Annotated in this window: 1 pseudogene; it reads right to left on the bottom strand. The window is 77.2% G+C overall.

What is annotated here, in order from left to right:
• Positions 1-8 precede the first annotated feature (8 nt).
• Positions 9-10248, bottom strand: a pseudogene (locus tag GA0115242_RS42485) (type I polyketide synthase); the annotation flags it as partial.

Below are 10248 nucleotides of genomic sequence, written 5' to 3'. Positions count from 1 at the left end.
TGGCTCCGTCAGTCCCGCTCATGGTCAGGGTTGCCGTTGAGTGCCGCTTGCACCAGGTCGTCGATCTCCATGGCGTCGATCGACGCGTCGGACGCGTCGTCGTCGCCGTCGGTGGCCGCGGTGTCCTGGTCGCCGGAGGCCGGGTGCTGCCCGGCGAGTTCCAGCAGTCGGTCCAGGAGCCCGCTCTCCCGCAGCCGGTCCATCGGGACGGCTGCGAGGGCGGCGCGCACGGCCCGCTCCTCGTCGCCGCCGGCGGGGGCGCCGGCGCCGTCGGGGAGGAGCTGTCCGAGGATGTGCCCGGCGAGCGCGGCGGGGGTGGGGTGGTCGAAGACGAGGGTCGCGGACAGGGTGAGTCCGGTGGCGGCGCCGAGCTGGTTGCGCAGCTCGACGGCGCCGAGTGAGTCGAATCCGAGGTCGCGGAAGGCCTTGTCGGGGCCGACCTGGTCGGTTCCGGTGTGGCCGAGGACCTCGGCGGCGCGTTCGCGCACCAGGGTGAGGACGCTGGGGGCGCGGCGGCCCTCGGGGAGGCGGGCGAGCCGCTCCCGCAGGCCGGTCGCCGACGGCCCGGTGTCGCCGGTGGGGGCGGCGGTGAGGGCGGCGTGGGCGGGCATCTCGGCGAGCAGGCTGCTGGGCCGGACGCTGGTGAAGGCGCGGACGAACCGCTCGGGGTCGACGTCGGCGACGACGGCGACCGGGTCGGTGCCGGTGACGACCTGGCGCAGGGCCAGGACGGCGAGGTCCGGGTCGAGCGGCCGGATGCCGGTGCGGCGGGCGAGCGCGGCGGCGCGGACGCCGTCGGCCATGCCCTCCCCGCCCCAGGCGCCGTAGGCGACGGAGGTCGCCGGGAGGCCCTCGGCGCGGCGCCGTTCGGCGAGCGCGTCCAGGACCGCGTTGGCGGCGGCGTAGGTGCCCTGGCCGGGGTTGCCGACGGCGGCCGACGCGGACGAGAAGAGGGCGAAGACCTCCAGGTCGTGGCCGCGGGTCAGTTCGTCGAGGAGCAGCGCCGAGGCGACCTTGGCGCGGAACACGGTGGCGAACCGGTCGGGGGTGAGGCCGTCGACGACGCCGTCGTCGAGGACGCCCGCGGTGTGGATGACACCGGTGAGGGGAGCGTCGTCGGGGATCGCGGCGAGGACGGCGGCGAGCTGGTCGCGGTCCGCGGTGTCGCAGGCGGCGACGACGGGTTCGGCGCCCAGCGCGCGCAGGTCGGCGGCGAGTTCGGCGGCGCCCTCGGCGTCGGGTCCGCTGCGGCTGAGGAGCAGCAGGCGGCGGGCGCCCGCTCCGGCGAGCCTGCGGGCGGTGCGGGCGCCGAGGGCGCCGGTGCCGCCGGTGATCAGGACGGTGCCGGTGGGCTGCCAGTCCTGCGGGGTGCCGGGCCGGACGGCGGCGAGGCGGCGGCCGAAGACCGCGCCGGGCCGGACGGCGAGCTGGTCCTCGCCCTCGGGGTCGGCGAGGACGGCGGCGAGGCGCTCCGCGGTCCGCTCGTCGAGGGCGCGGGGCAGGTCGATGGTGCCGCCCCAGCGCTGCGGGTACTCCAGCGCGGCGACCCGGCCGAGTCCGTGGACGGCGGCCTGCAGGGGCGCGTCGACGGTGTCGGCGGGCGACACGGCGGCCGCGGCGCGGGTGAGGCACCACAGCGGGGCGTCGGTGCGGGCGTCGCCGAGCGCCTGGAGCAGGGTGGCGGTGAGGGCGGCGCCGGTGGGCACTCCCCCGGTGAGCCCGGCGGCGGCTCCCGCGGTGGGCCCGTCCTGTCCGGCGAGGGCGAGCAGGGAGACCACGCCGGTCAGCGGGCCCGCCTGGGCGAGGTGTTCGCGGATCTCGGCGGCGAGCGCCGCGCGGTCCTGCCCGGTCACGGTGAGGACGCGGGCGCCGGTGCCGAGGGCGCTCAGCACGGAGCCGGTCCAGGGGTGGTCGGCGTGGTCGGCGGGGACCACGGCGAGCCAACTGCCAGCGGGGGTGCCGGTGGTGGCCCGGTTCAGCGGCCGCCAGGCGATGCGCTGGCGCCAGCCGTCGACGGTGGACTGGTCGCCGTGCTTGCGCCGCCAGTCCCGCAGGGCGGGCAGGACCCGCTCCAACGCGTCGCCGTCGACGCCGAGTTCACCGGCGAGCGAGTCGAACTTCTCGTCCTGGACGGCGGCCCAGAAGGCGGCGTCGCCCGCGTCGGACGTGGTCTGCGCCGCCGACGCGGCGGGTGCCTCGTCGGGCCAGAACCGCTGGGTGCGGAAGGGGTAGGTGGGCAGGTCGACGCGGCGGGCGCCGGTGCCGTCCAGGAGCGCGGGCCAGTCGACGGACTGTCCGGCCGCGTGCAGCCGGGCGACGGCGGCGATCAGGGAGCGCTCCTCGTCGCGTCCGGTGCGCAGGGCCGGGACGACGGCGGGGGCGGGCCGGTTCTCGTCGGCGAGGACGTCCAGGGTGTCCTGGGCGAGGCTGCACAGGACGCCGTCGGGGCCGAGTTCGAGGTAGCGCGTCGCGCCGCGGCCCGCGAGGGTGCGGACCCCGTCGCCGAAGCGGACCGCCCGGCGGACGTGCTCGACCCAGTACCCGGGGTCGCACACCTGGTCGTCGGTGGCCGGTTCCCCGGTGAGGTTCGACACCAGGGGCAGCTTCGGCGAGGTGTACGACACGCTCCGGGTGACCTGTTCGAAGTCCTTGAGCATGGCGTCCATGTGCAGTGAGTGAAACGCATGGCTCACCCGCAAACGCCTAGTCTTCCTGCCGAGTGCGGCGAACTCGTCGGCGAGCGCGGTCACCGCGTCCTCGTCCCCGGAGACCACGACGGCCTCGGGGCCGTTGACGGCGGCCAGCGAGACGCGGTCGGTGAGGCGCGGGGCGACCTCGTCCTCGGCGGCGCGGACGGCGAGCATGGCGCCGCCGGCCGGGAGTGCCTGCATGAGGCGGGCGCGGGCGGCGACGATCCGGCAGGCGTCCTCCAGGGTGAACACCCCGGCGACGTGGGCCGCGGCGATCTCGCCGACCGAGTGTCCGGCGAGCAGGTCGGGCCGCACACCCCAGGACTCGACGAGCCGGTGCAGGGCCACGCCGAGCGCGAACAGGGCGGGCTGGGTCCAGCCGGTGGAGTCGAGGAGGTCGGCCTCGGGGGTGCCCTCGGACGCGAACATGACGTCGCGCAGCGGGCGTTCGAGGTGCCGGTCGAAGTGGGCGAGCACCTCGTCGAGGGCGGTGGCGAAGACCGGGAAGCGGGCGTAGAGGGCGCGGCCCGCACCGGCCCGCTGGGAGCCCTGGCCGGGGAAGAGGAACGCGGTCCGGCCGCCGGGCGCGCTGCGGCCGCGCAGGACGTTCGCGTCGGAGCGGCCCTCGGCGAGCGCGGTGAGCGCGTCGAGGAGTTCGTCGCGTCCCTGGACGGCGAGGACCGCGCGGTGTTCGAACGCGGAGCGCGTGGTGCCCAGGGAGAGCGCCAGGTCGGCGGGGTCGGCTGGTCCGCGGGGGCGGCGGCGACCCGGTCGCGGAGCCGGGCGGCCTGGTCGGCGAGGGCGTCGGCGGTCGCGGCGGAGAGCGGTACGGGCAGCGGCCGGTCGGCGCCGCCGGTGGCGTCCGGCGCGGGCGCGGCGGACGGGGCGGGGGCCTGTTCGAGGATGACGTGGGCGTTGGTGCCGCTGGCGCCGAAGGAGGAGACGGCGGCCCGGCGCGGGCGGCCGGTCTCGGGCCAGTCGGCGGTCTCGGTCAGCAGCCGCACCGCGTCCGGGTCCCACGCGATGTGCCGGGAGGGCGTGTCGGCGTGCAGGGTGCGGGGCAGGGTGCCGTGGCGCATGGCGAGGACCATCTTGATGATCCCGGCGACGCCCGAAGCGGCCTGCGTGTGGCCGATGTTGGACTTCACCGAGCCGAGCAGCAGCGGCCGTTCGGCGGGCCGGTCCTGGCCGTAGGTGGCGAGCAGGGCCTGTGCCTCGATCGGGTCGCCGAGGGTGGTGCCGGTGCCGTGCGCCTCGACGGCGTCGACGTCGCGGGCGGTGAGCCCGGCGGCGGCCAGCGCCTTGCGGATGACGCGCTGCTGGGAGGGGCCGTTGGGGGCGGTGAGCCCGTTGGAGGCGCCGTCCTGGTTGATGGCGGAACCGCGCAGCACCGCGAGGACCTCGTGGCCCCGGCTGCGGGCGTCGGAGAGCCGCTCCACGACCAGCATGCCCACGCCCTCGGCCCAGGCGGTGCCGTCGGCGTCGTCGGAGAAGGGCTTGCAGCGGCCGTCCGGGGAGAGCGCGCCCATCTCGCCGAACTCGACGAAGCCGACCGGGGTCGACATCACGGTGACGCCGCCCGCGAGGGCCAGGGAGCACTCGCCGGAGCGGATCGCCTGGGCGGCGAGGTGCAGGGCGGTCAGGGAGGAGGAGCAGGCGGTGTCGACGCTGACGGACGGTCCTTCGAGGCCGAGCGTGTAGGAGAGGCGGCCGGAGAGGAGGCTCGCCGACTGGGCGGTCTCGACGTGTCCGGCCTGGCCGATGGCGGGGCGGTAGTCGCCGCTGCCGCCGCCGACGAAGACGCCGGTGTCGCCGCCGCGCAGCTCCGCCGGGTCGATCCCGGACCGCTCCAGGGCCTCCCAGGCGGCCTGGAGGACGATCCGCTGCTGCGGGTCGATCACCAGGGCCTCGCGGGGCGAGATCCCGAAGAAGGCGGGGTCGAAGTCGGCGACGTCGTAGAGGAATCCGCCCTCGCGGGTGACGCTGCGGCCGCGGCCCTCGCGGTCGCCGTGCAGGAGCCGTTCGAGGTCCCAGCCGCGGTCGGTGGGGAAGCCGCCGATGGCGTCGGTACCGGCGCCGAGCAGCGCCCACAGGTCCTCGGGCGAGCGGACGTCGCCGGGGTAGCGGCAGCTCATGCCGACGATGACGATCGGGTCGTCGGCGTCGGCGCCCGCGCGGGTCGTGACGGCGGCGGACTCGGCCTGTGCGCCGAGGAGTTCGGCGAGCAGGTGGTCGGCGAGGACGGCGGGCGTCGGGTAGTCGAACACCAGGGTCGCGGGCAGGGTGAGCCCGGTGCTGGCGGCGAGGCGGTTGCGCAGGTCGACGGCGGTGAGCGAGTCGAAGCCGAGGTCCTTGAAGGCGAGTTCGGCGGGGACGGTGCCCGCGTCGGCGTGGCCGAGGACGGTGGCGACGTCGGTGACGACCACGTCGAGCAGCGCCCGGGTGCGGTCGGCGGGGTCGGCCTGGCGCAGCCGGTCGCGCAGCAGGGCGGCGGTCCCGGCGTCGCCGCCGTCGCCCTCGGCGCCGCGCAGGGCGTCGCGGGCCTCGGGCAGCCCGGTGAACAGGGCGCCGGGGCGGGTGCGGGTGAAGGCGGGCGCGAAGCGGTCCCAGGCGACGTCCGCGACGGTCACGGAGGCGTCGGCCGCCGGGTCCTCGGCCGCCTCGCCGGTCACCGCGGCGAGCGCGGCCAGGGCGCGGGCGGGCGCCAGGGCGGGCAGGCCGTTGGCGCGCAGGTGGGCGGCGAGCCCGTCGGGCCCGGCGCCGTCCCAGGCGCCCCAGGAGACGGAGACGGCGTTGGTGCCGCGGGCCCGGTGCTGCTGGACGAGGGTGTCGAGGCAGGCGCCCGCGGCGGCGCCGGTGCCCTGCCCGCTGACGCCCCAGACGGCGGAGATGGAGCCGAAGACGACGAACGCGTCGAGGACGGACGTGCCGACGGCGGCCGTCAGCGCGTCGTAGGCGGCGCGGACGCCGGCCACCGCGGTCGCCGGGTCGGACGCCTCGGCCGCGCCGGTGTCGCCGGTGTGGACGACGGCGGTGAGCGGGCGGTCGGCGGGCAGCGCGGCGACGGCGTCGGTGAGCGGACCCGGCTCGGCCGGGTCGTCGTGGCGGACGACGGTGAGGGCGGCGCCCGCCGTCTCGACGTCGGCGCGGAGCGCGTCGAAGGCGTCCCGCGGGGCGTCGGGTCCGGCGAGGAGCACCTCGGCGGCACCGTGCGCGGCGAGCCAGCGGGCGACCTGCCCGCCGAAGCCCTCGGGGCCGCCGGTGACCAGGACGGCCCCGGTGGGCCGCCAGTCGGCGCGCTGCTGCCGGGCGGCCGCCCGGGTGAGGCGGCGGCCGTAGAGCCCGGAGGCGCGCAGCGCGACCTGGTCCTCGGCGGGGGTGTCGGCCCGCGCGGGATCGAGGACGGCGCGCAGCCGTTCGGCGGCGCGGGCGTCGGCGATCAGGTCGACGTCGACGAGTCCGCCCCAGCGCTCGGGCTCCTCCAGGGCGAGGACCCGGCCGAGGCCCCAGACGGCGGCCTGCTCGGGGTCGGCGGCCCGGTCGGCGCGGCCCACGGTGACGGCGCCCCGGGTGACGCACCACAGGGGGGCGTCGAGCGCGGCGTCGGCGAGGAGCCGCAGCAGGGTGTCGGGAGCGGCGGCGCGCAGAGAGAGGACTCCGGCGAAGGCGGTGCCGGTGGCCGCGTCGCGCAGGGCGGCGACGGCGTCGGCGGTGTCGTCGGGGAGGGTGAGGCGGGTGGCGTCGGTGCCGAGCGCGGTGGCGAGGGCCTCGGTCCACGGGTCGCCGTCGAGCGCGGCGGTGGTGAGGACGAGCCACGGTCCGCTCGCGCCCCCGGCGGCGGCCGGGGTGACGGGCTGCCAGGTCACCCGGTAGCGCCAGCCGTCGAGCAGGGAGCGCTCGGACAGGCCGCGCCGCCAGGTCGACAGGGCGGGCAGGACGCTCGACAGGAGCGCGTCGTCGAGGTCGAGGGTGCTGGAGAGTGCCTCCAGGTCCTCGCGTTCGACGGCGGCCCAGAACGCGGCGTCCACCGGGTCCTGTCCGGCGTCGGCGCCGGGCCCGGTGGCGGGCTCGGGCCAGTACAGCTCACGCTGGAAGGCGTAGGTGGGCAGGTCGGTGCGGCGGGCGCCGGTGCCCTCGAACCAGGCGGCCCAGTCGACGGCGACACCTGCCGCGTGCAGCCGGGCGACCGCGGTGAGCAGGGCGGTCTCCTCGTCGCGGTCCTTGCGCAGGGCGGGGACGGCGACGGCGTCGTCGTCCAGGACGCGGGCGGCCATGCCGGTCAGCACGCCGTGCGGGCCGACCTCCAGGAAGGCGTCGGCACCCGCGTCGGCGAGGGCGCGGACCCCGTCGGCGAACCGGACGGTCTCCCGGACGTGCGTCACCCAGTAGGCGGGATCGGTGAGTTGGCCGGGGGTGGCGAGCGTGCCGGTGACGTTGGAGACGACCGGGATCGTCGGCTCGGCGTAGGTGAGGCTCTCGGCGACCTCGCGGAAGGCGTCGAGCATCGGGTCCATCAGCGGCGAGTGGAAGGCGTGGCTGACCGAGAGGCGCTGCGTCTTGCGGCCCTCGGCCGTGAACTCGGCCGCCAGCGCCAGGACTTCGGCCTCGTCACCGGCGACGACCACGGAGTCGGGTCCGTTGACGGCGGCGAGCGCGATCCGGTCGGTCAGGCGACCGGCGATCTCCGCCTCGGTCGCCTGGACGGCCACCATGGCACCGCCGGACGGCAGTTCCTGCATCAGGCGGGCACGGGCCGAGACCAGCGTGCACGCGTCGTCGAGGGAGAAGACCCCGGCGACGTGCGCGGCGGCGATCTCACCGATGGAGTGTCCGGCCACGAACTCCGGTGTCACGCCGAAGGATTCGAGGAGCCGGTGGAGGGCGACCTCGACGGCGAACAGCGCGGGCTGCGTGTACCCGGTCGTGTCCAGCCGCTCGTCGGCCTCGGCGAACAGCACCTCCCGCAGCTCCGGGACGTCCAGACGGGCCAGGACCGCGTCCAGCGCCTGGGCGAACACCGGGAAACGGCCGTACAGGTCACGGCCCGTCCCGGCCCGCTGCGAACCCTGGCCCGAGAAGAGGACGGCGGGGCGGCGGTCGGTGGCACGGTCGCGGACGGTCTCCACGGGCTCGCCGCCGGGCGTGACCAGCAGGACCGCGCGGTGCGCGAAGGCGCTGCGGCCGACGGCCAGGCTGTAGGCGGTGTCGAGGGCCGGGACCTCCGGGCGGGTCGCGGTGAAGGCGTCCAGCCGGGCCGCCTGCGCCGTGAGCGCCTGCTCGGAGCGGGCCGAGAGCAGCCACGGCAGGACGGCCGGGGCGGGCCCGGTCGCCTCCGGGGCCTGCTCCTCGGTGACCGGCGCGGGCTGTTCGAGGATGACGTGGGCGTTGGTGCCGCTCACGCCGAACGCGGAGACACCGGCCCGGCGCGGGCGGCCCGTCTCGGGCCAGTCGCGCCGCTCGCGCAGCAGTTCCACGGTGCCCGCGGACCAGTCGACGTGCGAGGACGGGGCGTCCACGTGCAGGGTGCGCGGGAGGTGCGCGCGGCCCAGGGCGAGGACGGTCTTGATGACACCGGCGGCACCGGCCGCGGCCTGGGTGTGGCCCAGGTTGGACTTGACGGTGCCGAGCAGCAGCGGCCTGGACGGGTCGCGTCCGTCGCCGTAGGCGGCGATCAGGGCGTGCGCCTCGATCGGGTCGCCGAGGGTGGTGCCGGTGCCGTGCGCCTCGACGGCGTCGACGTCGGCGGGGGTGAGGCGGGCGTCGGCCAGGGCCTGGCGGATGACGCGCTGCTGGGCGCGGCCGTTGGGGGCGGTGAGCCCGTTGGAGGCGCCGTCCTGGTTGACGGCGGAGCCGCTGAGGACCGCGAGGACCGGGTGGCCGTTGCGGCGGGCGTCGGAGAGCCGCTCCAGGACGAGGACGCCGGCGCCCTCGGACCAGGCGGTGCCGTCGGCGGAGTCGGCGAACGCCTTGCAGCGGCCGTCGCCCGCGAGGCCGCCCTGCGCGGTGAACTCCACGAAGGCGTCGGGGCTGGCCATCACGGAGACGCCGCCCGCGAGAACCAGGGAGCACTCGCCGGAGCGCAGCGCGCCCGCGCCCATGTGGAGGGCGACCAGGGCGGAGGAGCAGGCGGTGTCGACGGTGACCGCGGGGCCTTCGAGGCCGAGGGTGTAGGAGAGGCGGCCCGACATGACGCTCGCGGTGGTGCCGGTGGCGGCGTGGCCGCGGACGTCGGTGGTGCCCCGGCGCAGCATCGTCGCGTAGTCCTGGCCGTTGGTGCCGACGAAGACACCGGTGGCCGAGCCGCGCAGTCGCTGCGGGTCGATGCCGGAGCGCTCCAGGGCCTCCCAGGACGTCTCCAGGAGGAGGCGCTGCTGCGGGTCCATGGCGAGGGCCTCGCGCGGGGAGATCCCGAAGAAGGCGGCGTCGAAGCGTCCGGCGCCGTCGAGGAAGCCGCCCTCCAGGGTGGCGGAGCCGCCGCGGGCGAGGGCGTCGAGGTCCCAGCCGCGGTCGGTGGGGAAGCCGGAGACGGCGTCGCGGCCCTCGTCGAGGAGGCGCCACAGGTCCTCGGGCGACTCGACGCCGCCGGGGAAGCGGCAGCCCATGCCGACCACGACGACCGGGTCGTCGTCGGTGGCGCGGCCGGCGCCCGCGGGGGCGCCCGCGGTGGTGTCGGGCAGGGTGCCGAGGATCTCGGTGAGGAGGTGGGCGGCGAGGTCGCGGGCGGTCGGGAAGTCGTAGACGAGGGTGGCGGGCAGCCGCAGGCCGGTGGTGGCGCCGAGGGTGTTGCGGAGTTCGACGGTGGTCAGCGAGTCGAAGCCGAGGTCGGTGAAGGCCCGGTCGGGTTCGACGGCGTCGGGGTCGGGGTGGCCGAGCACGGCGGCGACCTGGGCGCGCAGGAAGTCGAGCACGTACCGCTCGCGGGCGGCGCCGGTGCGGGCGGCGACCTCGCGGCGCAGGGCCGGTTCGGTGTCGCCCGGGGTGGTGGCGGTGACGGCGGCGCGCAGTTCGGGCAGGTCGCCGACGAGGGCCCGGTTGGGGGCGAAGACGGTGGCGTAGCGCTGCCAGTCGATGTCGGCGACGACGAGCGCGGTGTCGCCGTGTCCGACGGCGGTGTCGAGGGCGGCGAGGGCGTCCTCGGGGCTCATCGGGGTGTAGCCGCCGCGGCGGACCCGGTCCTCGATGCCGGTGCCGTCACCGGCCATGCCGGTGCCCGCCCAGGGGCCCCAGGCCACCGAGGTGGCGGGCAGGCCGTCCTCGCGGCGGTGCTCGGCGAGGGCGTCGAGGTAGGCGTTGGCGGCGGCGTAGTTGCCCTGTCCGGCGGCGCCGAGGGCACCGGCGGTGGAGGAGAACAGCACGAAGTCGGTGAGGCCGAGGTCGCGCGTCAGCTCGTGCAGGTGGGCGGCGGAGCGGGCCTTGGCGTCCAGGACGGTGGCGAACCGCTCGGGGGTAAGGGTGTCCAGGAGTCCGTCGTCGAGGACCCCGGCCGCGTGCACGACCGCGGTGAGCGGGTGGGCGGCGGGGACGGCGGCCAGCAGCGCGGCGAGGGCGTCCCGGTCGG

Origin of the sequence: Streptomyces sp. SolWspMP-5a-2 (assembly GCF_900091845.1) — a bacterium.
In the GTDB taxonomy this organism is placed as follows: domain Bacteria; phylum Actinomycetota; class Actinomycetes; order Streptomycetales; family Streptomycetaceae; genus Streptomyces; species Streptomyces doudnae.
Note: the sequence above shows the minus strand (reverse complement) of the source record. Positions and strands in the feature narration are given on the sequence as shown.